General features: G+C 67.4%; 20 protein-coding genes. 14 read left to right on the forward strand and 6 right to left on the reverse strand.

Translation table 11 applies throughout. From position 1 onward, the window contains the following. Positions 1-35 precede the first annotated feature (35 nt). Positions 36-1,121: a polysaccharide deacetylase family protein gene (locus AE618_RS03940; RefSeq protein WP_248310737.1), complete on the forward strand. Its 1,086-nt coding sequence runs from the start codon at positions 36-38 to the stop codon at positions 1,119-1,121. A 106-nt stretch (positions 1,122-1,227) separates the two neighbouring features. Here the strand turns inward: AE618_RS03940 and AE618_RS03945 are convergent, their stop codons facing one another. After that, entirely contained in the window at positions 1,228-1,437 is a 210-nt protein-coding gene (locus AE618_RS03945; protein ID WP_054207990.1) for a DUF2842 domain-containing protein, read from the reverse strand. Positions 1,438-1,586: 149 nt separating this feature from the next. Between AE618_RS03945 and AE618_RS03950 the strand changes: the two genes are divergently transcribed. Then, positions 1,587-2,654, forward strand: a complete 1,068-nt coding sequence (locus AE618_RS03950; protein ID WP_054207759.1) for a COX15/CtaA family protein — start codon at positions 1,587-1,589, stop codon at positions 2,652-2,654. 10 nt (positions 2,655-2,664) lie between these two features. On the opposite strand, the gene AE618_RS03955 is transcribed toward AE618_RS03950, so the two are convergent. Both AE618_RS03955 and AE618_RS03960 read right to left on the reverse strand, forming a co-directional pair. Continuing rightward, positions 2,665-4,173 carry a helicase HerA domain-containing protein gene (locus AE618_RS03955; RefSeq protein WP_054207760.1) on the reverse strand — a complete coding sequence of 503 codons (1,509 nt, stop codon included), beginning with the start codon at positions 4,171-4,173 and terminating at the stop codon, positions 2,665-2,667. A 153-nt stretch (positions 4,174-4,326) separates the two neighbouring features. Beyond that, a complete protein-coding gene (locus AE618_RS03960) occupies positions 4,327-4,611 on the reverse strand; it encodes a YARHG domain-containing protein (RefSeq protein WP_248310738.1) in 285 nt (94 codons plus the stop codon). A 147-nt stretch (positions 4,612-4,758) separates the two neighbouring features. Between AE618_RS03960 and AE618_RS03965 the strand changes: the two genes are divergently transcribed. From AE618_RS03965 to AE618_RS03975, 3 genes are all read left to right on the forward strand, one after another. Beyond that, positions 4,759-5,424: a ceramidase domain-containing protein gene (locus tag AE618_RS03965; protein ID WP_054207762.1), complete on the forward strand. Its 666-nt coding sequence runs from the start codon at positions 4,759-4,761 to the stop codon at positions 5,422-5,424. Between the two features lie 72 nt (positions 5,425-5,496). Further along, positions 5,497-6,156 carry an aspartate/glutamate racemase family protein gene (locus AE618_RS03970; RefSeq protein WP_197280670.1) on the forward strand — a complete coding sequence of 220 codons (660 nt, stop codon included), beginning with the start codon at positions 5,497-5,499 and terminating at the stop codon, positions 6,154-6,156. Positions 6,157-6,272: 116 nt separating this feature from the next. After that, positions 6,273-8,018, forward strand: coding sequence for an ABC transporter ATP-binding protein (locus tag AE618_RS03975; protein ID WP_054207763.1), 1,746 nt, complete (start codon positions 6,273-6,275; stop codon positions 8,016-8,018). Positions 8,019-8,138: 120 nt separating this feature from the next. On the opposite strand, the gene AE618_RS03980 is transcribed toward AE618_RS03975, so the two are convergent. Both AE618_RS03980 and AE618_RS03985 read right to left on the reverse strand, forming a co-directional pair. Continuing rightward, complete coding sequence (locus tag AE618_RS03980; protein ID WP_082364980.1) at positions 8,139-9,449, reverse strand: amidohydrolase family protein; 1,311 nt, start codon at positions 9,447-9,449, stop codon at positions 8,139-8,141. 120 nt (positions 9,450-9,569) lie between these two features. After that, positions 9,570-10,352, reverse strand: a complete 783-nt coding sequence (locus tag AE618_RS03985; protein ID WP_082364981.1) for a GntR family transcriptional regulator — start codon at positions 10,350-10,352, stop codon at positions 9,570-9,572. Positions 10,353-10,514: 162 nt separating this feature from the next. On the opposite strand from AE618_RS03985, the gene AE618_RS03990 reads away from it, so the two are divergent. From AE618_RS03990 to AE618_RS04000, 3 genes are read left to right on the forward strand one after another with little or no spacing between them, the layout of a single operon-like run. Further along, the gene (locus tag AE618_RS03990; protein ID WP_082365007.1) at positions 10,515-11,396 is read left to right on the forward strand and encodes an ABC transporter ATP-binding protein; all 882 of its coding nucleotides are present in this window, start codon (positions 10,515-10,517) and stop codon (positions 11,394-11,396) included. Further along, complete coding sequence (locus tag AE618_RS03995) at positions 11,393-12,169, forward strand: ABC transporter permease (protein ID WP_054207764.1); 777 nt, start codon at positions 11,393-11,395, stop codon at positions 12,167-12,169. The genes AE618_RS03990 and AE618_RS03995 overlap by 4 nt, the downstream gene beginning before the upstream one ends. A 27-nt stretch (positions 12,170-12,196) precedes the next feature. Next, positions 12,197-13,222 (forward strand): ABC transporter substrate-binding protein, encoded by a 1,026-nt coding sequence (locus AE618_RS04000; protein ID WP_054207765.1) that lies wholly within the window; start codon positions 12,197-12,199, stop codon positions 13,220-13,222. Positions 13,223-13,282: 60 nt separating this feature from the next. Here AE618_RS04000 and AE618_RS04005 read toward each other — a convergent pair whose 3' ends face one another. Continuing rightward, the gene (locus AE618_RS04005) at positions 13,283-14,392 is read right to left on the reverse strand and encodes a DUF3616 domain-containing protein (protein ID WP_054207766.1); all 1,110 of its coding nucleotides are present in this window, start codon (positions 14,390-14,392) and stop codon (positions 13,283-13,285) included. A gap of 145 nt (positions 14,393-14,537) precedes the next feature. On the opposite strand from AE618_RS04005, the gene AE618_RS04010 reads away from it, so the two are divergent. The 6 genes from AE618_RS04010 to AE618_RS04030 all read left to right on the forward strand — a co-directional run bounded on the left by AE618_RS04010 (position 14,538) and on the right by AE618_RS04030 (position 23,977). Then, positions 14,538-15,449 (forward strand): ImuA family protein, encoded by a 912-nt coding sequence (locus AE618_RS04010; protein WP_054207767.1) that lies wholly within the window; start codon positions 14,538-14,540, stop codon positions 15,447-15,449. After that, positions 15,355-16,935 (forward strand): Y-family DNA polymerase, encoded by a 1,581-nt coding sequence (locus AE618_RS04015; RefSeq protein WP_156330088.1) that lies wholly within the window; start codon positions 15,355-15,357, stop codon positions 16,933-16,935. The genes AE618_RS04010 and AE618_RS04015 overlap by 95 nt, the downstream gene beginning before the upstream one ends. Beyond that, positions 16,932-19,559, forward strand: coding sequence for an error-prone DNA polymerase (locus tag AE618_RS04020; protein ID WP_432704485.1), 2,628 nt, complete (start codon positions 16,932-16,934; stop codon positions 19,557-19,559). Before AE618_RS04015 ends, AE618_RS04020 begins: the two co-directional genes overlap by 4 nt. Continuing rightward, complete coding sequence (locus AE618_RS29225) at positions 19,474-20,343, forward strand: OB-fold nucleic acid binding domain-containing protein (RefSeq protein WP_432704486.1); 870 nt, start codon at positions 19,474-19,476, stop codon at positions 20,341-20,343. The genes AE618_RS04020 and AE618_RS29225 overlap by 86 nt, the downstream gene beginning before the upstream one ends. A gap of 224 nt (positions 20,344-20,567) precedes the next feature. After that, positions 20,568-22,220, forward strand: coding sequence for an ABC transporter substrate-binding protein (locus AE618_RS04025; RefSeq protein WP_432704487.1), 1,653 nt, complete (start codon positions 20,568-20,570; stop codon positions 22,218-22,220). Between the two features lie 158 nt (positions 22,221-22,378). After that, positions 22,379-23,977, forward strand: coding sequence for an ABC transporter substrate-binding protein (locus AE618_RS04030; RefSeq protein WP_054207769.1), 1,599 nt, complete (start codon positions 22,379-22,381; stop codon positions 23,975-23,977). Positions 23,978-24,003 lie beyond the last annotated feature (26 nt).

Below are 24,003 nucleotides of genomic sequence, written 5' to 3' on the forward strand. Positions count from 1 at the left end.
CGAACAGCGTTAGCGAGCGGTTGCCGTCAATCGACATGATGAACCTGCGCCATCAGAACCTGCGCCATCACGCCTTCTCCGCCGTCTTCGGCGCGATTGCGGCGATGGGCGCCGACCGCTGGGGCAGGGGGCTCGCGCAGGGCGCCGGCGTCATCCTGACGCTGCACCATGTCCGGCCGCAGCGGCAGGTCGGCTTTTCCCCCAACGGCCTGCTCGAGATCACGCCGGAATTCCTCGACCGCACCCTGATGCTGATCCGTGCCGAGGGCTACGATCTGGTCTCGCTCGACCAGGCCGTCGCGCGCCTGTCGTCCCCGCGCCAGTCATCCCAGCGGAAAGGCCGCTTCTTCGTCGCGCTGACCTTCGACGACGGCTATCGCGACAATGTCGAGCATGCCTGGCCAGTGCTCGCCAGCCATGGCGCGCCCTGGACGCTCTTCGTCACCACGGGCTTCGCCGACCGCACAGCGCGGCTCTGGTGGCTGGAGCTGGAGGAGGCGATCCGCGCGCTGCCGCAGATCGCGCTGACCCTGCCGGACGGTCCTTTTGCAGCAAGGACGGGCAGCGACACCGAGAAGCAGCGCGCTTTCGAGGCGCTCTACTGGCGTCTGCGCAAACAGCCGGAAGCGATTCTGCTGTCAGCGATTTCCGAACTGGCCGCGCAGGCCGGCATCGATGCCGCCGCGCTCGTCGAGCGCGAATGCCTGCCTTGGAACATGCTGCGGGCGCTGGCCGGCGCGCCGGGCGTGACCATCGGCGCCCATACCCTGACCCATCCGATGCTCGCCAGGCATGACGAGGCCTTTGCCCGGGCGGAGATCGTCGACAGCAAGTCCCGCCTCGAAGCCGAACTCGGCATGCCCATCCGGCATTTCGCCTATCCGGTCGGCGATCCCAGCTCGGCCGGGCCGCGCGAGTTCGGACTGGCGCGGGCGGCAGGGTTCACCAGTGCGGTCACAACGCGGCCTGGGCACCTCTTCGCCGAACACGCCGACCACCTCCACGCGTTGCCGCGCGTTTCGCTCAACGGCTTGCATCAGAGCGAGGCGGCGCTGCGGGCACTGCTGTCGGGCCTGCCGTTCTGGCTCTGGAATCGGGGGCGGCGGCTGAGCGTGGGGTAGCCAGAGCGCGTCATGCTCGGGCTTGACCCGAGCATCTCGGAAACCTGTGCCTTCTCTTCATGAGATTCTCGGGTCTGCGCTTCGCTTCGCCCGAGAATGACGGCCGCTAAACCCTATCCTTCCGCTCCATCCATTTGATCAGCGGCAGCAGCGGCAGGACCCAGGCCAGCCCCAGCACGACATAGGCGATCGTCTGCACGAGCTTGGGCGCCTCGGTGATACGGCCCTGCGCCAGCGCCATGGCGACGAGCGCATAGACGCAGACGAAGACCAGGATCGCGACGGTGCCGATCAGCTTGCGGTGGGTCTGCCTCATCGTGAATTCTCCCGAGCGCCCGCCGGCCTGCGGCAATGCGGGCCAGCCTGCGGCAACGCAAACATTGTCTCCGCCCTGGCGGGCGGACTATCTGTCACCTGCGCCCGCGCTTGTGAAGCGTCAGCCCTTGCGACCGAAGGCCCCGCTCCGTGACGATTGCCCGCGAAAAACCCCCTTCGATCATCCTGCAGGGCGGCCGGCACGCCGGAATCCGCCGCTGGCTCTGGGCCGTGGCGCTGCTCGTCTTCGTCATGGTCGTGGTCGGCGGCGCGACCCGCCTGACGGGCTCGGGCCTGTCCATCACCGAATGGAAGCCGATCACTGGCGCATTGCCGCCGCTCTCGGCCGAGGCCTGGGCCAGCGAGTTCGCGAAATACCGCGAGAGCCCGCAATACCGGCTGCTGAACCAGGGCATGGATCTCGGCGAGTTCCAGTTCATCTATTGGTGGGAGTGGGGCCACCGCCAGCTCGGCCGCTTCATCGGGCTGGTCTATCTCGCCGGCTTCCTCGTCGTGGCGGCCCGCCGGCTGCTGCCCTGGCGCCAGACGCTGATCCTGTTCGGGATGGGGCTGCTGCTCGGCCTGCAGGGCGCGATCGGCTGGATCATGGTGGCCTCGGGGCTGGAGCCCGGCATGATTGCAGTCGCGCCGGTGAAGCTCACGCTGCATCTCACCTTCGCCGGGCTGTTCTTCGCCTCGATCGTCGCCTTCGCTACCTGGCTGACGCCGCCGCGGCGCATCGAGCCCAGCAAAGCGCGTGGCATGGCCTGGCTGCTGCTGGCCTTGCTCTTCGGGCAGATCGCGCTTGGCGGCCTCGTCGCGGGCTCGCGGGCCGGCTTCACCTACAACACCTGGCCGCTGATGGACGGAGCGCTGGTTCCCGATGCGCAGACGCTGTTCGTGCGGCCCTCCTTCTGGGAGAACTTCGTCGACAACGCCGCGCTGGTGCAGTTCAACCACCGCCTGGGCGCCTATCTGCTGCTGGCGCTGGCGCTCTGGCATGCGGTCTCGCTGCGCCGGGCCGCGCCGGGCTCGGGCGGGGCCAAGCGCGCCACCGTGATCGCCGGCCTGACGCTGGCGCAAGGCCTGCTCGGCATCGTCACGCTTCTGCTGGTCGTGCCGCTCTGGGCGGGCCTGGCGCATCAGGCGCTGGGCTTCCTGGTGCTGGCGATGGGCGTGGTCCATGTGACGCGCACCCAAGGCGGGGCGCGCGCCTGAGCCGCTTCCGTCAGCCGCGCGCCCCGCGCGGCATGCCGGCCGTGCGGATCGTGCCCTGGCCGGGCGCGGTCTCGATCCCGAGCGTCGGCAGGGCGAGCCTGCGCTGGCCGCGAAAATCGACATGGCAGACGAGCAGCCCGCGCTCCTCGATATAGGCGATCAGCCGGCGCGCCCGGCTGGGCGAATGGCTGCCATAGACGCTGGCGAGCTCGGCATCGCTGGGGCAGGGAGCGCCTTCCAGCGCCGCGCGAGCGATGAACAGGAACAGCCCGTGCAGATCGTCGGGCAGGGCGAGCGAGGCTTCGACCGCAGCCTGCCAGCCCTGCGACTCGACGATCTCGTCGCTGGCACCGGCCTTGGCCACGGCGAGCCGGCGGCGGAACTCGTCGAGGCTGAGATGGCTGCGGCCGAGCCGGCGCATCCGGCAGCGCACGGTGAAGTCCTGGTAGAGCACCGCGACCTGGCGCGAGCGCGCCTCGGGATCGGCCATCAGCTCGCGCAGGATCTCGGTCATGATCGCCTCGCGCTCGGCCGGCTCCAGTGGAACCTCCGGCTCGGGTTCCGGCGCGGCCGGGCGATAGCTCTCGATCTGGCGCATCGTCTCATGCACCGGCGGGCGCGGACGCGGCGCCGGGCGCGGTACGCGGGCCAGCGGAATGACCTCGTCGGCGCCTGCGGTGAAGATCAGCTTGCCGGCCTCTTCGGGTGCCTGCTCGGGCAATGGCATCAGGCCGGGCGCGCCGCCGCGATCGACCGAGGTCGCGGGCCCGATCCGCAGCGGCAGCGGCCGCTTCGACAACGCCGGGCCTAGAGCCACGAACTGGCCGCGTTCGAGATCGCGGAACATCTCGGCCTGCTTGCGGTCCATGCCGAGCAGATCGGCGGCGCGGGCCATGTCGATGTCGAGGAAGGTGCGCCCCATCAGGAAGTTGGAGGCTTCGGCGGCGACATTCTTGGCGAGCTTGGCCAGGCGCTGCGTCGCGATGACGCCAGCCAGCCCGCGCTTGCGGCCCCGGCACATCAGATTGGTCATCGCGCCGAGCGAGAGCCTGCGCGCCTCGTCGGAGGCCTCGCCCGCCATCACCGGCGCAAACAGCTGCGCCTCGTCGACGACGATCAGCATCGGGAACCAGAGCGAGCGGTCGACGTCGAACAGCCCGCCGAGGAAGGCCGCGACCGCGCGCAATTGCTCGTCGGCTTCGAGATTCTCGAGGTTGAGCACGACCGAGACGCGATGCTGGCGCACCCGCAGCGCGACCCGCTGCAGCTCGGCCTCGCCGCATTGCGCATCGACGACCACATGGCCGAACTGGTCGGCCAGCGAGACGAAGTCGCCCTCCGGGTCGATCACCGCCTGCTGCACCAGCGGCGCGCTCTGTTCGAGCAGGCGCCGTAGCAGATGCGATTTGCCCGAGCCGGAGTTACCCTGGACCAGAAGCCGCGTCGCCAGCAGTTCGGCGAGGTCGAGAAGGGCCGGTTCGCCGCTCTTGCTCAACCCCATGTCGATGGCCGTCGTCATGCCGTGGTCGCGTCGCTCCGCCGATATGTTATCGTGATCGCAAGGCTCCTGCCGGACAGATAGGCGAAGCCTTCGCGACCGGCGCTTCTAACATGGCATCTCACAGTTGCGTCCGGATCGGCGGCTGCATCCACAGCAATCGGGGGCGGCGTTTCAGCGCGGGCAGCGGCGCGCCCGTTCCTCGCGCTGGATCTCGGCGATGCTGCGGCGCTGGCTGTTCGACAGCGGCACGTCCTCGACATTGTCGTATTGGCAACCCGCATTGCCGAAGGCGCTGATCCCGCGCTGCGTGCGGAAGCAATAGCCCTGCGCCTTGTAGATCTCGTTGCGGGCATACCAGAGATCGTCGCAGGTCTCGGCGTGGGCCGGAGCGGGCAGGGCGGCAAGGCCGAGCAGCACGCAAAGCGTCGCCATGCTCATCGTCAACGCTCGCCGCATGGCCGTTTCTCCAAGGTTCGAGATCGATGCGCTGCAATCTGCGCGAAGCGGCATAGCGCGGCAAGCCGCCTGCCTTCGTGCTTGCGCTGGAGCGGCGTCGCGCCTCGGTCGTCTGGGGCCGCTAGGCTGGCGCGGGAGGTGCTGATCATGCGCGCATATGGCTATTGCGAACGGCTCGGCGCCGAACTCTGGGCAGAGCCCTGGAACGCGCTGACCAATGGCGCCTTTCTGCTGGCGGCATTCGCCGCGCTGTTGCTGTGGCGCCGCGCCGGCGGGCACGATCGGCCGGCGCTGATCCTGATCCTGCTGGTTTTTGCCATCGGCATCGGCTCCTTCCTGTTTCACACCATGCCGCAACCCTGGACGCTCGCCGCCGATGTTGTGCCGATCCAGCTTTTCGCCTTCTCCTATTTCGGGCTGGCGCTGGCGCGCTTCCTGCGCCTGCGGCCGGTCGCGACGGGGCTCGGCACGCTGGCGTTCCTGGGCTTCGCGCTCTCGCTGTCTTGGGGGCTAGCGCCCTTGCTCCCGACGGGGTTGCGCGGGTCGGCCGGGTATGGCGCCTTCCTGCTCGGGCTCGTCGGCATGGCCGCAGCGCTGTGGCGGCTGCCGGGCCAGGCGGAGACGGCCCGGCTCATCGGCCTGGCCGGGCTCGTCTTCGCGCTCTCCCTGACGTTTCGGACGCTCGACGGCCCGCTATGCGCAGGCTTTCCGCTGGGCACGCACTGGCTCTGGCATCTGCTGAATGCGACGGTCTTGTATCTGCTGCTCAGGGCCGCGATCAGGCGGGGAACGGGCACAGTGGCCGATCGCTAGCAGGTAGCGGCGACGACCGCGCGGGACTACGATGACCGCATATCAGCCGCCCACCGCATTGGACCAGACCTCATGACCCGCCGCGCCCGCATCCTCGTGATCAACCCCAATTCCAACGAGGCGGTGACCGAAGGGCTGCGCCAGGCCGTGCTGCCGCTCTCCTATGCCGAAGGCCCGGAGATCGTCTGCGAGACGCTGACGGAGGGACCGTTCGGCGTCGAGACGCAGGAGCATGCCGAGAGCGTCACGATCCCGCTGCGCCGCAAGGTGGAAGCCGCCAACGATGTCGATGCTTTCGTCATCGCCTGCTATTCCGATCCGGGCCTGCACGTCGCCCGCGAGGGCACGACGAGCCCCGTCTTCGGCATCGCCGAGAGCGGCGTGCTCACCGCGCTCGCTCGGGCCGACCGCTTCGGCGTGATCGCGATCAAGACCCGCTCGATCCCGCGCCATATCCGCTATCTCCGCCAGATGGGCCTGATGGACCGGCTCGCGGGCGAGCGCCCGCTGGAGATGTCGGTCGCTGAGACCGCCTCGGGCGACCGCACGCTGGAGCGCATGATCGCGATCGGCCGCGAGCTCAAGGACAAGGACGGCGCCGGCGCCATCGTCATGGGCTGCGCCGGCATGGCCCGCCACCGGCGGCCGCTGGAGCTGGAACTCGGCATCCCCGTCATCGACCCGACCCAGGCTGCGGTCGCCATGGCGATCGGGACCATTGCCGTCCGGTGACGAGGCGGGCCGCTCGCTTGCCATGAGGCCTTCGCGCAGTTCCTCGTCCCTGCCGGCATGACGGGCTCGCGTCCGCGGGCGGATGCGAGGAGGGGTCGATCTGCTATGTGGCCACCATGCTGAAAGAGTTCTTCTCCTATTATCGCCCGCACCGGACGCTGTTCCTGGTCGATTTCGGCTGCGCCGTCGTCTCCGGCCTGCTCGAGCTCGGCTTCCCGATGGCCGTGAAGGCCTTCGTCGACGTGCTGCTGCCGCGCGGCGACGGGCCGCTGATCATGCTGGCGGGCGCAGCGCTTCTGGTGATCTACGCGGTCAACTCCGGGCTGATGGCGGTCGTGACCTATTGGGGCCACCGGCTCGGCATCAACATCGAAACGGAGATGCGCCGGCGCGCCTTCGATCATCTCCAGAAGCTCTCCTTCCGCTTTTATGACGAGCAGAAGACCGGCCATCTCGTCGCCCGCGTCACCAAGGATCTGGAGGAGATCGGCGAGGTCGCCCATCATGGCCCCGAAGATCTGTTCATCGCGGTGATGACCTTCATCGGCGCCTTCCTGCTGATGCTGAGCGTGCATGTCGAACTGGCGCTGATGACCGCCGTGGTCGTGCCGCTCGCCGGCTTCGTCGTCGCGCGATACGGCGCCCGCATGGCGCAGAACTGGCGCAGCCAGTTCGGCCGGGTCGGTGCCTTCAATGCGCGGCTGGAGGAGAATATCGGCGGCATGCGCGTGGTCCAGGCCTTCGCCAACGAGGCCCATGAGCGCGCGCTCTTCGCCGGCGACAACCAGCGCTACCGCACGATCAAGCTCGAAGCCTACCGCATCATGGCGGCGAGCCAGGCGCTGAACTATCTGGGCATGCGCATGGTCCAGCTCGCGGTGATGCTGGCGGGGACCTGGTATGTCGTGCAGGGCAGCCTGAGCGTCGGCGGTTTCGTCGGCTTTCTCCTGCTGGTCGGCGTGTTCTACCGGCCGCTCGACAAGATCGCGGGCGTGATCGAGACCTATCCCAAGGGCATCGCCGGTTTCCAGCGCTATCAGGAGCTGCTGGCGACGGAGCCCGATATCGCCGATGCGCCCGACGCCATCGAGGCTCCGCCGCTGAAAGGCGATATCCGCTTCGAAGCCGTCGATTTCGGCTATGCGCCGGGCAGGCCGGTGCTTTCCGGCATCGACCTGTCGATGACGGCGGGCGAGACGGTCGCCTTCGTCGGCCCCTCCGGCGCAGGCAAGACCACGCTGCTCTCGCTGCTGCCGCGCTTCTACGAGATCGATGCAGGCGCCATCACCATCGACGGCCACGACATCCGCAGGCTGACGCTGGCCTCGCTGCGCCGCCAGATCGGCATCGTCCAGCAGGACGTCTTCCTCTTCGCCGGCACGATCCGCGAGAACATCGCCTATGGTCGCCTTGATGCGACCGAAGAGGAGATCACGCAGGCGGCCCGCCGCGCGCGTCTGGAAACGATGATCGCCGACCTGCCTGCCGGACTCGACACGCTGATCGGCGAGCGCGGCGTCAAGCTGTCAGGCGGCCAGAAGCAGCGCCTCGCCATTGCGCGGATCTTCCTGAAGAACCCGCCGATCCTGATCCTAGACGAGGCGACCTCGGCGCTCGACACCGAGACCGAAGCCGCGATCCAGCAATCCCTGATCGAACTGGCGCAGGGACGCACCACGTTGGTCATCGCCCATCGCCTCGCCACCATCCGCCATGCCGACCGCATCGTCGTGGTGACGCAGGCCGGCATTGCCGAGCAGGGCCGGCATGACGATCTGGTGCGGGCGGGCGGCCCCTATCAGGCGCTGCATGAGGCGCAGGTCGCGCCGCTGCGGCTGGCGATGGGAGACGCCGCCGAGTGAACGGGCCGCTGGTCGCGGCTCGGAGATCGCAGTTTTCAAGAGCAACCTCACCGTCATTGCGAGGCGCGCAGCGACGAAGCAATCCAGGGGCCGTCGAGCGAGCCCCTCTGGATTGCTTCGCTACGCTCGCAATGACGGGAGAGACGGATCGAGATTTGCTTCGAGCGAAGCGGCCCGCGGCTGAAGGACCTCGCGCGCCGGCGCCAGCAACTGCGCCGCCGGCCGCGAAAAGCTCTGCCGGCCATTCTTGAAGCCCATGATCGGCTCGGCGATGCCGGCCAGAGCCTGCGCCGGTGTCGGCGCATCCAGCACGATCAGGTCGGCGGGATGGCCGACCGCGATGCCGTAATCGGTCAGGTTCATCAGCCGGGCCGGCAGCGTCGTCACGAGATCGACGCAGGCCGGAAAGCCCTCGGGCCCGACCTGCGCGGCATTGGCGTAGAGATTCGCCATCCGCAGCAGGGAGGCGTCTCCGAAGGGCGTGAACGGGTTCAGCACATTGTTGGTCGCAACCGAGCAGACCACGCCATGATCGAGCAGACGATGCGCGGGAGTGAGGCCGCGCGGCACGTCATGCGTCGCCTCGCGCCCCATCAAATAGAGGTCGGTCGCCGGCAGCACCGTCACCGCGACGCCCGCCTCGGCCAGGCGGTCCGCCGCCCTCGCGAAGGCATCGGGTGGCAGGGCGGACAGTTTGGTGACATGGCCGATCGCGACGCGTCCGCCATAGCCGCGCTGCTTCGTCTGGCGGCAGACCTCGTCGAGATGCATCCAACTGGTATCGAGGTCGAAATCGAGATGGAAGTCGAGATCGACGTCGAAACGCGTCGCCAGATCAAACAGCCGCGCGATCTGCCCATCGGGGTCGCTGTCGGTGTAGGGACAACCGCCGAGCACATCGGCGCCGTCCTGCAGCGCCTGGATCAGCAGTTCCTCCGTGCCGGGGTCGTTGGTCAGCCCTTCCTGCGGAAACACGCAGATCGATAGCCCGATCGCCCATGCATAGTCCCTCTTCAGGGCCTTGAGCGCCTCGAAGCTGCGCAAGCCCACGCGCGGATCGACCTCGACATGGCTGCGCATGCGGGTGGTGCCCTTGCCGATCGCCCGGTCCAGCACCTGCGCGCCACGGGCATAGACGTCCGCGACGGTGAACTCCCGCTTCATCGCCGAGACTGCGGCGATCGCCTCGCGCAAGCCTCCGTGCAGATGGCCGCAGCGGCCGAGAAGGCAGGCCTTGTCCAGGTGGACATGAGTGTCGACGAAGCCGGGCAGCACCGCGCGCCCGCCGATGACGACCTCCGGGGCGTCCGCGACGATCTCCGGCGCGATCGCCGCGAACCGGCCCTGCCTGACGCCGATATCGACGGGGTGCTCATGGCCTGCGAGGCTGGCTTTGCGGAAGATCAGGTCGAAGCTGGCGTCGTCGGGCATTGCGAGAGAACGTTTCTGGGCTGAGGGCGCAGGTCAAACTGCATGCACTTTATGTGCCGTGTGCCTCGTGGACGGGCAGGGCGCTTACCGGCGCTGGGGCGGAGCAGGGCGAGAGGCAGGCTAGCCGGCGGCCTTGCCAGCGCCGGCTTTCGAGCCGGCCGGTGCGGCATCGCGCGACGCCGCCTGCATCGGCCGCGGCAGATCGGCATAAGGGGCTAGGATGTCCATGATGTCGCGTCCGCGTGGCTTTGATTGCGCCACCAGCGCCCGGCTCGCGACGGAATCGAGATGGTGATGCATCAGCGACATCACCGTGTCGGCGTCGCCATTCGCCAGCGCATCGATCAGCAGGCGGTGCTCGTTGATCGCGCATTCCGATGAGTGCGGCCGGCTGAACAGCGACAGCGTCAGGCAGCAGCGATAGGCGATCTCGCTGACATAACGGATCAGGATCGGACTCTCCGTCATGCTCGCGAGCAGGATGTGGAACTCGGTCGCGAGCCGGATCGAGATCGCGTCGGGGCCGTTGCGGGCCTCGTCCTCGGCATCGACATGGGCATGGAGTTGGGCGATCTGCGCCTTGCTCAGCCGCCCTGCCAGTTGCCGCACCACGAGCCGCTCCAGCTCGATGCGGATGTCGAAGGTATCGCGCGCCTCCTGCCAGCTCGGCGTCGCCACCACGGCGATGCGGTTGCGGCGCAACTCCACCAGGCCTTCGGCCGCGAGCTGGCCCAGCGCATGTCGCGCGATGGTGCGGCTGACGCCGAAACGCTCGCCCAGGGCATCCTCGGGCAGCTTGGCACCGGGTTCCAGCGCCTGTTCGATGATCGCCCGGCGAAGCGCCCGGCAGATCGTCCCGACCCGGTCCGTCGCGCTGCGGCTCCGGTTCTCATCACGCGCCATCGTCGAATTCCGAACTGCAGAAGGCTCGTCTTAGCGCCTTCGTCGCGAGGGCTGCAATCCGGCCGCCCCGCCAGATCGCTTGTCAGCGTGCCGCCGCCGGGCTCGCCGCATGATCGAATGCAATCTGGCATCACGTTTGCATGCACTTTTGCCATGGCGAGCATGCACGTGAAATCTGATACCGCGCTCTATCAGCCGACTGTCCGAGGTCTGGCGGCGGGTACTCCCGCCGTCCCGGCGATTGAGCTGTCGCAGGCCTGCGTCACCTTTGGCAGCGGAGCAAATTCGGTGCCGGCCCTGGCGCAGACCAGCCTGCGCATCGCCGAGGGCGAGTTCGTGGCGCTGGTCGGCCCCTCCGGCTGCGGCAAATCGACGATCCTGCGCCTCGCCAGCGGGCTGGTGAAGCCGACAGCCGGCGTCGTGGTCGTCGGCGGTCGCGAGGTCGCGGCCAAGGCGCTGAGAATCGGCATGGCCTTCCAGAATCCGACCATGCTCCCCTGGCTGACGATCGAACGGAACGTCATGCTCCCGCTCAAGATCGTCGAGCCCTACCGCTCGCGCTATCGGCAGGAAAAGGACGGCGCCTTTCGCGACAAGGCTCACGCCCTGCTCGCGCAGGTCGGTCTCAGGGGCTTCGCCGGCAAATATCCCTGGCAGCTCTCCGGTGGCATGCTCCAGCGCGCCAATCTCTGCCGCGCCCTGATCCACGAGCCGCGCCTGCTGCTGCTCGACGAGCCCTTCGGCGCGCTCGACCAGTTCACCCGCGAGGAACTCTGGGCGATCATGCAGGAGCTCTGGCTGGCTCACCGTCCGACCGTCCTTCTGGTAACGCACGACCTGCGCGAGGCCGGCTTCCTGGCGAGCCGCATCTGCGTGATGAGCGCGCGCCCGGGCCGCATCATCGACGATGCCGCTGTGGGCTTCGCACGTCCGCGCAGCATCGCCATGACCTTCGAGCCGCATTTCGTCGCGCTCAACCAGCGCCTGCGGGAGCTCATCGTCGATGCCCGCGCGGCTCCGTCCATCGAGGAGGGCGCCCGATGAAGAAGCGTGCGTTGCGACAGAAGCTCTGGTCGGCCGGGTTGATCCTGCTGTTCTTCGCTGGCTGGGAGGCCTTCTGCCTGATCTCGGGCATGTCGGACCTGATCCTGCCGCGCCCGAGTCAGGTCTTCGTCACGCTCTGGCAGCGCATGCCGATCCTCTGGCCGCATATCCTGCAGACGTTGGGCACGACCATGACGGGCTTCGTGCTGGGCGTCGCGCTCGGCGTTCTGCTCGGCGCCGTCATCGGCGTCTCGCGCACGGCCTACGACACGGTCTACCCGCTGCTGATAGGCTTCTCCTCGATCCCCAAGGTCGCGGTCGTGCCGATCTTCGTGCTCTGGTTCGGCTCGGGCACGGTGCCGGCGGTGCTGACCTCGCTCTCGATCTGCTTCTTCCCGATCGTCGTGAACATCGCCACCGGGCTCGCCACCACCGAGCCGGAGATGGAGGACGTGCTGAAGGCGCTCGGCGCCAGCAAGTTCGACATCCTCTGGAATGTCGGCCTGCCGCGGACCATGCCGTTCTTCTTCGCCTCGCTGAAGGTCGCGATCACCTATGCCTTCGTGGGCACGGTGCTGGCCGAGACGGTCGCCTCCAATCGCGGCATCGGCAATGTGATGATGTCGGCCTCCTCCAACTTCAACGTGCCGCTGGTCTTCGCCGGATTGTTCATTCTCGCGGGCCTCGGCGTCGCGCTCTACGTCGCCTTCTCGCTGATCGAGGCACGCGTCACCGGCTGGGCCACCCGCAAGAACGACCTCATCGCCGCCTGAATCACCATCTCAACAGAGGGGACCAAGATGCTGAAAAGACTCGCAGCCACGCTCATCGCAGGACTTGCTTTCAGCGGCCTCGCCCAGGCCCAGGACACTACGGTGAAGTTCACTTTGGGCTGGAAGACGCAAGGTTCCGACGCCGCCTTCTTCGTCGCGAAGGACAAGGGCTACTACAAGGCGGAAGGCCTGAACGTCGTCATCGACCAGGGCGAGGGCTCGGGCGCGACCGTCACCCGCATCATGGGCGGCGCCTATGATGCGGGCTTCGGCGACGTCAACGCCATCATCCAGAACGCCGCCGCCAAGCCCGGCGAGGCGCCGGTGATGGTCTACATGATCTGGAACCGGCCGCCCTTCGCGATCTCCAGCAAGAAGGCGACCGGCATCACCAAGCCCAAAGATCTCGAGGGCAAGACGCTCGGTGGCGCCCAGGGCACGCCGACGACCCGACTGCTCGAGGTCTTCGCTCGCAAGAACGGGCTCGACATGACCAAGATCAAGCTCTCGAACATGGCGCCCAACCTGCAGGAGCCGCTGCTGATCAAGGGCGACATCGACGGCGCGCTCGTCTTCAACATCACCAGCTATTTCAACCTGCTTTTGAACCGCCAGGACCCGGACAAGGACTTCAACTGGCTGACCTTCGGCGATTACGGGCTCGATCTCTATTCCAACGGCCTGATGGTTTCGCAGAAGATGATCAAGGAGAACCCCAAGGCCGTCGCCGGCCTGGTGCGCGCCACGAACAAGGCAATGATCGAGATCGCCAAAGACCAGGCGGTCGGCATGAAGTCGGTGATGGCCTTCGACAACCTCGTCAACGAGGCGATCGAGAAGAAGCGCCTGCAATACTCCTTCACCGAGCTGATGGTCTCGCCCGAGATGAAGGAGATCGGCGTCGGCGACACCAAGGACGACCGCATGGCCCGCGCCATCGGCATTATCGTCGAGGGCTATCAATTGCCCCGCACGCCCAAGCCCGAGGAGATCTTCTCGCGCGCCTTCCTGCCGCCCAAGGCCGAGCGGGAATTGGTCTACACGGCGAACTGAGCGCACCCCACCGAGGCCGGTCCGAATTGCACCGGAGCGGCCTCGGGTCCAGCCGGCGAGTTACGACAGCTTGAAGGTAACCGTGCGGCCGCCGCCTTCTTCCGCCCCGTCGAACAGGATCAGCGCGCGCACTGTGTCGCCGGTCTGGTTGAGTGGCAGCAGCGCCTCCGGCTTGATCTTGGTGCCATAGCCGGGAAGGTCCGCCAGCTTCGTCGTCTGACCGTCGCTGAACCGGTAGATCGTGTAGTCGCCCGCCTTGACCGCGTCGTCGGAGGGGTCGAGCACCGGCCCGGCGATCATCATCAGGCTGCCCTTGTAGGCGACGAGATCGCGGATGCCGCGCGGTGCGCCAGCCTGCGTCTTGAGATCGAGCCTGGTGAGCGTCGAGGCGTCCTTGCCCTGTGACGGGCCGAAGATGGCCTCCAGCGGCGTCGAGAGGATGACGGCCTTGGCCGCGCCTGCATCCCCGCTGTCCGACAGAACGGGGGCGCGCAGGCCGACATGCAAGGTCGTGCCGGTGACGGCAAGCCCTTCGATGGTGAGGCCGTTGTCCTTGAGCGCCGCGTCGAAGGCGCCGTCGAGCTTGATCTTGAGCTGGGTCTCGAGGGCGGTCGAGGGCGTGACCGAAGCCGACCCTGTAAGCTTGCCCGTGGCGAGGTCGACCGCATCCGCTGGCAAGGTGATCTTGAAGATGCGCCTTGTCACCGCAGCCTTCGCATCCGCCTCTGTCGTGCCGTCGTCGCTGTGGCGCGGCCTGCCATGGGATCCGGTGACGTAGAACGAGCCGCCGGCATAGGCGACGGCTTCCGCGTCCAGTTCGGCCAGTCGCTGCTTGCCCTTGCCGCTGACATGGATGTCGCTGACCAACGGTATGAAGCTGCCGGCGATGATCTCGCCGTCCCGAAGGATGACGATCTGTGCGCCCGGGGCTTCGTCGTCCGCGACAAGGCACAGCCGCGGGAAGCCGGTTTCCGTCGCGCAGGCAATGCCGCTGACATCCTCCGATTTCTTGAAGTCCGCGCCCTTGGCGTCCTTGGCTTGGCCGAAGAGCTTGCCCTTGACGGGCCAGGGCTCGCTCTGCGCCTGCACCGAACCCGATGGGGCTCCTGCCAGAAGAGAGATGAGAAGGACCGACCAGAGGCCGTTGAAGCGGATATGATGGTGAGCCATCGCGCTCTCCTGTTTATGCAATCACAGGTTGATATTTTAAAATAGATCATATTGGCGGGCGATCGTCCACCGCAACAGGCTCAAAGCCGACTCGCCTTCCGCTCAGGCTCGTTCTATAAAGAACAAACAAAGAACATGAGCCTTCATGCAGCCTCGCAATCACCCCTCTGCCCTGGCCGATCTGCGCCGCCACCTCGCGGAGGCCGCGCTGCGCGCCGGGCCGGCCGCAGTCGGGCAGGTGAGCTTCGGCGCAGCCGGTCTCGACGCGGCGCTGGGCGGTGGAATCGCGCGGGCGGCTCTGCATGAGGTCTATGCGCCCGGCACGGCCGATCTCGTGGCGGCGACGGGCTTTGCGGTCGGGCTGGCGATCCGGGCGGCGGGGGAGCGCCCGATTCTCTGGGTCCGGCAGGATGTCGTCGATGCCGAGACGGGCCGCCTGCATCCGCCGGGCCTGATCGAACTCGGGCTCGATCCGGGCCGCATCCTGCTGGTGCGGGTGCGCGATACGGAGGGCGTGCTGCGCGCGGGCGCCGAGGCCGCGCGTTGTCCGGCGCTGGGCGCGGTTCTGATCGAGCCCTGGGGCGAGGCGCGCCGCCTCGACCTGACGGCGAGCCGAAGGCTCTCGCTGGCGGCAGAGGGCTCCGGGGCGACGACGCTGATGTTGCGTGCCGGAGTGTCGCCGCCGCCGAGCGCCGCCCGGACCCGGTGGCAGGTGGCGGCCCTGCCGTCGCGGGCGCAGGAGGCGAATGCGCCGGGTGATCCGGCTTTCGTCGTCAGGTTGCTGCGCCATCGCGGCGGGGTGAGTGAGCGTGAGTGGCGTGTGGAGTGGAGCCGTGACCGACAATCTTTCCAAGAACGGCACTCTTTCCCGGAGCGACAATCTTTCCCGGAAAACGAGTTCCGGGAGCAACGGGCCGCACCCGGCCATCGATCCAGCGCAGATCAGGACAGGGCCAGCCTCGATGCCGCGTCGCTATCTCGCAATGTGGTGCCCTTTCCTGCCGATCGACCGGCTGCGGCGGGAGGGGAGGATCCCGACATCCGACGCACCGGCTGACCCCCCGGTCGTCGTCTTTGCCATGCATCGCAATGCGCTGCGGCTGGTCGATTGCGACCAGCGCGCGCTGGCGCTCGGCCTGACGCGCGATCTCACCCTTGCCGATGCGCGCGCCCGGATTCCGTCCCTGATCGCGATCGAGTCCAAACCCGAAGCCGACGCCGCCTTGCTGGATCGGCTGGCGGCCTTCTGCGACCGTTTCACGCCGCTGGTCGCGCTCGACCTGCCTTACGGGCTGATGCTCGACATCACCGGCTGCGCTCATCTCTTCGGCGGTGAGGCGGCACTGCATGCGACGATCGCCAGATGGATGCGGGCCGGCGGCCTGAGCCATCGCGCTGCCATCGCCGGGACGCCGGAGGCGGCCCATGCGCTGTCGCGCTTCGGCGGCGGCGGCATCGTGCCGGTGGGCGAGGACGAAGCCAGGCTGCGCCCGCTGCCGGTGGCGGCGCTGGAATTGGCGGCGGACACCGCATTGGCCCTGTCGCGGGCCGGGCTGAAGACGCTGTCCGATCTTGCCGATCGACCCTCCGTCGCATTGTCCGCGCGTTTCGGCGCCGATCTGGTCATCAAGCTGCGGCGGACCCTGGGGCATGAGGATGCGCGCATCACACCCTTGCGCCCGCCGCCGGCCTGCGTCGTCGAGCGCCATTTCGCCGAGCCCATGCTCGACAAGGACGGTCTGGAGGATGTGATCGCGCGGCTGATCGCCGAGGCCGGGCGCGTGCTCGAACAGCGCGGAGAGGGCGGTCGCGCCTTCGAAATCAGCTTCTTTCGCAGTGACGGCGCGGTCAGGCGGCTGATGGTCGAGACCGGACGGCCCTCGCGCGATGCCAAGGCGATCCTGCGGCTCTGGCGCGAGCGCGTCGACACGTTGGCCGATCCGCTCGATCCGGGCTTCGGTTTCGACGCGGTCAGGCTTTCCGTGCCGGTCTGCGAGCCGCTCGACACCCATCAGCCCAGTCTCGATGGACGACAAAGTCTCGATGGTCAGCCCAGTCTCGACGGGGGGACGGTCGAAGACGAGGCGGTGGCCGATCTGGTCGACCGGCTGGTCGCCCGCTTCGGCCGTGACCGGGTGCTGCGCTTCGCGGCGCAGGACAGCCATCACCCGGTGCGGGCGGCCAAGGCCGTTTCTGCGGCGCTGCCGGCGTCGCGGGTCGCCTGGCCAGCACCGGAACCGCATGAGCCGCCGACGCGCCCGCTCCAGCTCTTCGAGCCGCCCCAGCCTGTGGAAGCGATCGCCGAGGTGCCCGACGGGCCGCCGATCCGTTTCCGCTGGCGCCGCCTGATCCATGATGTCGCCCGCGCCGAGGGGCCCGAACGCATCGCGCCGGAATGGTGGCGCGACGGCTCGTCCGAGCCGATGCGCGACTATTACCGCGTCGAGGATGCGCAAGGCCGCCGCTTCTGGCTCTTCCGCATCGGCTTCCACGAGCCGGAGCAGGCGCCGCCGCGCTGGTTCCTGCATGGCCTCTTCGCATGACTCAGACAGTCAGGTCTTTCGCCGAACCTGTTGCCGCCACGAATTTTTCCTTCCTGCGCGGCGCGTCGCCCGGCCCCAACCTGGTGCTGACGGCACTGCTGCTCGGCCATTCCGGCATCGGCATCGCCGACCGCAACACGGTCGCCGGCGTCGTCCGGGCCTGGAGCGCGCTCCGGCAATTGCGCGAGGACGGTTTGCCGCCGGCCGAAAAGCTGAAGGAGGGCGACAGTCCCGGCGAGCATGTCTGGATCGAGAACCCGGCTTTTGCGCAGCTGCCCTTCACGGCGCAGGAGCTCCGGTCGATGGCGCAGGCCTTCAAGCTGGCCACCGGCGCCCGCCTGGTCTTTGCCGATGGCACGCCCGATATCGTTGCCTATCCCGCCAACCGCGAGGGCTGGGGCAGGCTCTGCCGCCTGCTCAGCCATGGCAACCGGAAGGAGGACGTGAAGAAAGGGGAATGCCACCTCGTCCTCGACGACCTTATGTCCGATGCGCGGGATCTCCTGCTGGTCGTGATGCCCGGCCGCCTTTTCGATGGGCTGGCGGCGCTGCTCGCACGGTTGGACGATGCCGCGCCGGGAGCGGTCTGGCTCGGCGCGACCATGCACCGGCGCGGCGACGACCGCCGCCGTCTCGCCCGGCTGAAGGCGATCGCGGCTTCGACCCGCACGCCGCTGCTGGCGACCAATGACGTGCTCTACGATGCGCCCGAGCAGCGCGATCTGCAGGACGTCCTGACCTGCATCCGCGAGGGCGTCTCGATCGAGCGGGCGGGGCGCCTGCTCGAGGTCAATGCCGAGCGCCATCTCAAGACGCCCCAGGAAATGGCGCGCCTCTTCCGCGATGCGCCGGAGGCCATCGCCGAGACGCAGCATCTCTTCTCGCGCATCGAATTCGATCTCGGCCAGCTCGAATACGAATATCCCGACGAACCCGTCCCGCCCGGCTGGAACGATCAGGCCTGGCTGGAGGAGCTGGTGCGCCGCTGCAGCGAGATTCGCTATCCCGACGGTGTGCCGCCGAAGGTCCAGGCTCTGCTGCGAAAGGAATTCGATCTGATCGCGAAGCTGAACTATGCGCGCTATTTCCTCACCATCCGCCAGATCGTCGAATTCGCGCAGAGCAGGGGCATTCTCTGCCAGGGCCGTGGCTCGGCCGCCAATTCTGCGGTCTGCTATGTGCTGGGTATCACCGCCGTCGATCCCGCCGAAAGCGACGTTCTGTTCGAGCGCTTCATCTCCACCGAACGCAGGGAGCCGCCCGATATCGACGTCGATTTCGAGCATGAGCGGCGCGAGGAGGTGATCCAGTGGATCTACAAGACCTATGGCCGCCACCGCGCCGGCATCGCCGCGACCGTGATCCGCTATCGCCCGCGCAGCGCCATCCGCGACGTCGGCAAGGCGCTGGGGCTGACGGAGGATGTGACCGCCCGCATCGCCGGCACGCAATGGGGCAGCTGGGGCACTGAAATCGGCGACGACCGCGTCCGCCAGGCCGGGCTCGACCCGGCCAATCCGACGGTGCGACGCGCCGTCGATTTCGCCATCCGCCTGCTCGGCTTCCCGCGCCATCTCTCGCAGCATGTCGGCGGCTTCATCCTGGCGCGCCACAGGCTCGACGAACTGGTCCCGATCGGCAACGCCGCCATGGCCGACCGCACCTTCATCGAATGGGACAAGGACGACATCGACGAACTCAAGCTGATGAAGGTCGATGTGCTCGCGCTGGGCATGCTGACCTGCATCCGCAAGGCCTTCGAACTGGTGAAGGCCCATGGCGGCCCCGAATTGACGCTCGACATCAAGGACGGCGACCGCCCGACCTACGACATGCTCTGCGAGGGCAAGTCGCTCGGCGTCTTCCAGGTCGAGAGCCGGGCGCAGATGAACATGCTGCCCCGGCTGAAGCCGCGGAAGCTCTACGACCTCGTCATCCAGGTCGCGATCGTCCGGCCCGGCCCGATCCAGGGAGACATGGTCCATCCCTATCTGCGGCGCAGGGCAGGGCTGGAAGCGGTGCAGTACCCGTCACCATCTCCCGAGCATGGCCCGGCCGACGAACTCTTCACGGTGTTGAACAAGACCAAGGGCGTGCCGCTCTTTCAGGAGCAGGCGATGAGGTTGGCGATGGTGGCCGCCAAATTCACCGACAGCGAGGCCAATGGCTTGCGCAAGGCGATGGCGACCTTTCGCAGCGATGGCAAGATCGGCAATTACGAAGAGCTGATGGTCGGGCGCATGGTCGCGCGCGGCTACGAGCGCGATTTCGCCCAGCGCTGCTTCGACCAGATCAAGGGCTTCGGCAGTTATGGCTTCCCCGAAAGCCACGCCGCCTCCTTCGCCAAGCTGGTCTACGTCTCCTCCTATCTCAAGAAGCACCACCCGGCGGCCTTCGCCTGCGCGCTGCTGAACTCCCAGCCGATGGGCTTTTACGCCCCGGCCCAGATCGTCCGCGAGGCGCAGGAGAATGGCGGCGTGGAGCCGCGTGCGATCGATGTGAACTTCAGTGGCTGGGACAATGGGTTGGAGCCTGGGGATGGCGAGTCGCTCATTCCCTCCCCCCGCTTGCGGGGGGAGGGAAAAGAGCCCCTTCGCCCTTCGCCTCGGTTTCCGCCAGATTGACGGCTTCCGCGAGGACTGGGGCCAGCGCATCGAGGCCGCCCGCGCCGATGGCTACCATGATGTCGAGGAGCTGATGCGCCGCGCCGCTCTGCCGGGCCGCGCGATGCGGCTGCTCGCCGATGCCGACGCCTTCCGCTCGCTGGGCCTCGATCGCCGCGAGGCGCTCTGGGCCGTGCGCCGGCTGCCGGACGACGAGGCGCTGCCGCTGTTTGCTGCCGCGCAGGCGCGTGAACTCGGCGAGGAACCGGCGATGCCGCTGCCCATCATGCCGCTGCCGCAGCAGATCGTCGCCGATTATCAGACGGTGCGGCTCTCGTTGAAGGGGCATCCCATGGGCATGCTGCGGCCGCTCTTCCGGCGCGACCGCGTCCTGAGCTGCGCCGAGCTCGACGGCCGGCCCGACGGCAGCTGGGCCGCGACCGCCGGCGTCGTGCTGGTGCGCCAGCGGCCGGGCAACGGCAAGGCGATCTTCATCACGCTCGAGGACGAGACCGGCATCGCCAACATCCTGCTCTGGGCGCGGCTGTTCGAGCGCTTCCGGCGCGAGGTCATGAGCGGGCGCCTGCTGCAGATCGAAGGCCGGGTGCAGAAGAGCCCGGAAGGCGTGGTCCATCTGATGGCGCAGCGGGTCGTCGATCGCACCTCCGATCTGTCGAGCCTCTCGGAAACCCATCGCGCCGAGATCACGATCACGCGCGCCGACGAGTTCAAGCACCCTCAGCATCCCCGTCACCGCCATCCCCGCAATGTCCGCATCCTGCCGAAGTCGCGCGATTTCCACTGATCTGCCGCGGCAGTGGTCATGATGCCTATTCAGTGAGCAGAAATTCCCGATCGCATACGCGCAGTGCCCCACCGCCGCACTCCTGGGCAAAACGGGCGGGGGCTCATGGCCGCGCGGCGCTATCCCAAAGTCCTTGTCGTACGACCTTCATCTGGCATGCCGGTTGCTATCCCCTCGCTGCCGCGGCTCGCATCAGCCGCCGGCCAATCACAGGGAGAACAACCGTGCCGACATCGCGTTTTACCCGCTCCGCCCTTATCGGCCTCGGCCTTTCGACGGCGCTCGTCACTGCGGCCCTAGCCCAGGAGAAGGTCCTGCGCATCGGCATGACCGCAGCGGATATTCCGCGCACCCATGGCCAGCCGGACCAGGGCTTCGAGGGCAATCGCTTCACCGGAATCCCGATGTATGACGCGCTGACGCACTGGGATCTCTCCTCGGCGGAGAAGGCGAGCGTCGTCATTCCCGGCCTCGCCACGGAATGGACGGTCGATGCCGCCGACAAGACCAAATGGACCTTCAAGCTGCGTCCGGGCGTCAAGTTCCAGGACGGTTCGGACTTCAACGCCGCCGCCGTGGTCTGGAACGTCGACAAGGTCTTGAACAAGGAAGCCGCCCATTTCGCGCCCGACCAGATCGGCGTCACCGTCTCGCGCATGCCGACGCTGAAGACCGCCAAGGCCATCGATCCGCTCACCGTCGAGCTCACGACGAGCGAGCCCGACGCCTTTCTGCCGATCAACCTGACCAACCTCTTCATCGTCTCGCCGACGCATTGGGCCGCCAAGCTCGCCGCGGTTCCGGCCTCGGTGACCGATCCGGCCGAGCGCGCCAAACAGGCCTGGGCCGCTTTCTCGGCCGATCCGTCCGGCACTGGCCCGTTCAAGGGCGTGAAGCTGTCGCCGCGCGAGCGCTTCGAGATGGTCGCCAACAAGGCCTATTGGGACCCCAAGCGGGTGCCGAAGATCGACCGCATCGTGCTGCTGCCGCTGCCGGAGGCGAATGCCCGCACCGCAGCCCTGCTTTCGGGGCAGGTGGACTGGATCGAGTCGCCCTCGCCGGATGCCGTTCCGCAGATCAAGCAGCGCGGCTTTTCCGTCTACACCAACGCCCAGCCGCATGTCTGGCCCTGGCAGCTCTCCTTCGTCGAGGGCTCGCCCTGGATCGACAAGCGCGTGCGCCACGCTGCCAATCTCTGCGTCAACCGCGAGGAGCTGAAGACGCTGCTCGGCGGGCTGATGGAAATTCCGAAGGGCACCGTGCCGCCCGGACATCCCTGGTGGGGCAATCCCAAGTTCGACATCAAATATGATCTCGCCGCAGCCAAGAAGCTGATGACGGAAGCCGGCTATTCGGCCGCGAAGCCCGCGAAGGTGAAGGTGCTGACCTCGGCTTCCGGCTCCGGCCAGATGCAGCCCTTGCCGATGAACGAGTTCATGCAGCAGGCGCTGAAGGACTGCTTCTTCGACGTCGCGCTCGAGGTCGGCGAGTGGAACGCCGTCTTCACCAACTGGCGCGAGGGCGCCAAGCACGCCAATGCGCGCGGTGCCAACGCCACCAACGTCACCTTCGCGGCGATGGACCCGTTCTTCGCCATGGTGCGCTTCACCTCGACCAAGACGTTCCCGCCGGTCTCCAACAACTGGGGCTATTTCGGCAATGACGAGTTCGACAAGCTGATCGCCGACGCCCGCACCACCTTCGAGGGCACCGCACGCGACGCCGCGCTCGCCAAGCTCCATGCCCGCATCGTCGAGGAGGCCCCCTTCGTCTGGGTCGCCCATGACGTCGGCCCGCGCGCGATGAGCGCGAAGGTCAAGGGCGTCGTCCAGCCGAAGAGCTGGTTCATCGATCTCGCGCCGATGTCGATGGAGTAAGACCCGATCGCGTCATTCTCGGGCGGTGCCAGGCACCGACCCGAGAATCTCGTTCCGGAGATGCTCGGGTCTTCGCCCGAGCATGACGGCTCGAGGATCGGTTGCTGGCACAGCCCTTGCGAAGCCAGCCTCGAACTCATCCAATTTCGGAGTCACCCATGATCCGCACTGCCCTTGCCCTGACCCTCGCCGCTGGCGTCTCGCTGTTTGCCGCCTCGGCTCAAGCCCAGGGCACGCTGCGCATCGGCATGACCGCCTCCGACATTCCGCTGACCACCGGCCAGACCGACCAGGGCGGCGAGGGCATGCGTTTCATGGGCTATACGGTCTATGACGGCCTCATCAACTGGGACCTCAGCAAGGCCGACAAGGCCTCCGACCTCGTGCCCGGCCTCGCGACCAGCTGGTCGGTCGATGCGACCGACAAGAACAAATGGACCTTCGTCCTGCGCGAGGGCGCCAAGTTCCACGACGGCTCGGAATTTACCGCCGATGCCGTGGTCTGGAACCTCGACAAGCTGCTGAAGAACGACGCCCCGCAGTTCGACCAGCGCCAGGCGGCGCAGGGTCGCTCGCGCATTCCCGCCGTGGCCGGTTACAAGGTCATCAACAAATACAAGGTCGAGATCACCACCAAGGCGCCCGACGCCACGCTGCCCTATCAGATCGCCTGGGTGATGATGTCCTCGCCGGCGCAGTGGGAGAAGCTCGGCAAGAGCTGGGAGGCTTTCGCCAAGACCCCGTCCGGCACGGGTCCCTGGCAGCTCACCGCCTTCCAGCCGCGCGAGCGCGCCGAGCTCTCGCCCTTCCCGGGTTACTGGGACAAGGCGCGCGTGCCCAAGCTCGACAAGATGGTGCTGCTGCCGCTGCCCGAGGCCAATGCCCGCGCCGCCGCGCTGCGGGCGGGCCAGGTCGACTGGATCGAGGCGCCGTCGCCCGACCTGATCCCATCGCTGACCAGCGCCGGCTTCAAGATCGTCACCAACGCCTATCCGCACAACTGGACCTGGCACCTCTCGCGCGCCGAGGGTTCGCCCTGGAACGACATCCGCGTCCGCAAGGCCGCCAACCTCGCCGTCGACCGGCAGGGATTGAAGGAACTTCTCGGCGGGCTGATGATCCCGGCCGAGGGCTTCTACCCGCCCGGCCACCAGTGGTTCGGCACCCCCAGCTTCAAGCTGAAGTACGATCCGACCGAGGCCAAGAAGCTCCTCGCCGAGGCCGGCTTCTCGCCCGCCAAGCCGGTGACGACGAAGATCCTGATCGCACCCTCGGGCTCCGGCCAGATGCAGCCGCTGCCGATGAACGAGTTCGTCCAGCAGAACCTCGCCGAGGTCGGCATCAAGATCGACTTCGAGGTCGTCGAGTGGAACACGCTGATCAACATCTGGCGCGCCGGCGCCAATCATGAATCCTCGCGCAAGGCGACGGGGATGAACTACACCTATTTCATCCAGGACCCCTTCACCGGGCTGATTCGCCATCTCCAGTGCAATCTCCAGCCGCCGGCCGGCACCAATTGGGGCCTGTATTGCGACCCCGAGATGGACAAGCTCTTCGAGCAGGTCCGCAACACCTTCGATCCTTCGGCGCAGACCAAGGTGCTGCAGAAGATCCACGAGAAATATGTCGACGAGGCGCTGTTCCTGATGGTGACGCATGACGTCAACCCCCGCGCGATGAGCCCGAAGGTGAAGGGCTTCATCCAGGCCCAGAACTGGTTCCAGGACTTCTCGCCGATCACGATGGCCAAGTGAGGAAGAGAGTGCGCAGGCAATCCTAC

Origin of the sequence: Allobosea vaviloviae (assembly GCF_001298265.1) — a bacterium.
Lineage (GTDB): Bacteria > Pseudomonadota > Alphaproteobacteria > Rhizobiales > Beijerinckiaceae > Allobosea > Allobosea vaviloviae_B.

Bases quoted from the DNA above. Each gene is read 5' to 3' on its own strand.
- AE618_RS03940 (WP_248310737.1), top strand. From the start codon at position 36: ATGATGAACCTGCGCCATCAGAACCTGCGCCATCACGCCTTCTCCGCC.
- AE618_RS03945 (WP_054207990.1), bottom strand. From the start codon at position 1,437: ATGAGGCAGACCCACCGCAAGCTGATCGGCACCGTCGCGATCCTGGTC.
- AE618_RS03955 (WP_054207760.1), bottom strand. From the start codon at position 4,173: ATGACGACGGCCATCGACATGGGGTTGAGCAAGAGCGGCGAACCGGCC.
- AE618_RS03960 (WP_248310738.1), bottom strand. From the start codon at position 4,611: ATGCGGCGAGCGTTGACGATGAGCATGGCGACGCTTTGCGTGCTGCTC.
- AE618_RS03965 (WP_054207762.1), top strand. From the start codon at position 4,759: ATGCGCGCATATGGCTATTGCGAACGGCTCGGCGCCGAACTCTGGGCA.
- AE618_RS03970 (WP_197280670.1), top strand. From the start codon at position 5,497: ATGACCCGCCGCGCCCGCATCCTCGTGATCAACCCCAATTCCAACGAG.
- AE618_RS03975 (WP_054207763.1), top strand. From the start codon at position 6,273: ATGCTGAAAGAGTTCTTCTCCTATTATCGCCCGCACCGGACGCTGTTC.
- AE618_RS03980 (WP_082364980.1), bottom strand. From the start codon at position 9,449: ATGCCCGACGACGCCAGCTTCGACCTGATCTTCCGCAAAGCCAGCCTC.
- AE618_RS03985 (WP_082364981.1), bottom strand. From the start codon at position 10,352: ATGGCGCGTGATGAGAACCGGAGCCGCAGCGCGACGGACCGGGTCGGG.
- AE618_RS03990 (WP_082365007.1), top strand. From the start codon at position 10,515: ATGCACGTGAAATCTGATACCGCGCTCTATCAGCCGACTGTCCGAGGT.
- AE618_RS03995 (WP_054207764.1), top strand. From the start codon at position 11,393: ATGAAGAAGCGTGCGTTGCGACAGAAGCTCTGGTCGGCCGGGTTGATC.
- AE618_RS04000 (WP_054207765.1), top strand. From the start codon at position 12,197: ATGCTGAAAAGACTCGCAGCCACGCTCATCGCAGGACTTGCTTTCAGC.
- AE618_RS04005 (WP_054207766.1), bottom strand. From the start codon at position 14,392: ATGGCTCACCATCATATCCGCTTCAACGGCCTCTGGTCGGTCCTTCTC.
- AE618_RS04010 (WP_054207767.1), top strand. From the start codon at position 14,538: ATGCAGCCTCGCAATCACCCCTCTGCCCTGGCCGATCTGCGCCGCCAC.
- AE618_RS04015 (WP_156330088.1), top strand. From the start codon at position 15,355: ATGCCGCGTCGCTATCTCGCAATGTGGTGCCCTTTCCTGCCGATCGAC.
- AE618_RS04020 (WP_432704485.1), top strand. From the start codon at position 16,932: ATGACTCAGACAGTCAGGTCTTTCGCCGAACCTGTTGCCGCCACGAAT.
- AE618_RS29225 (WP_432704486.1), top strand. From the start codon at position 19,474: ATGGCGAGTCGCTCATTCCCTCCCCCCGCTTGCGGGGGGAGGGAAAAG.
- AE618_RS04030 (WP_054207769.1), top strand. From the start codon at position 22,379: ATGATCCGCACTGCCCTTGCCCTGACCCTCGCCGCTGGCGTCTCGCTG.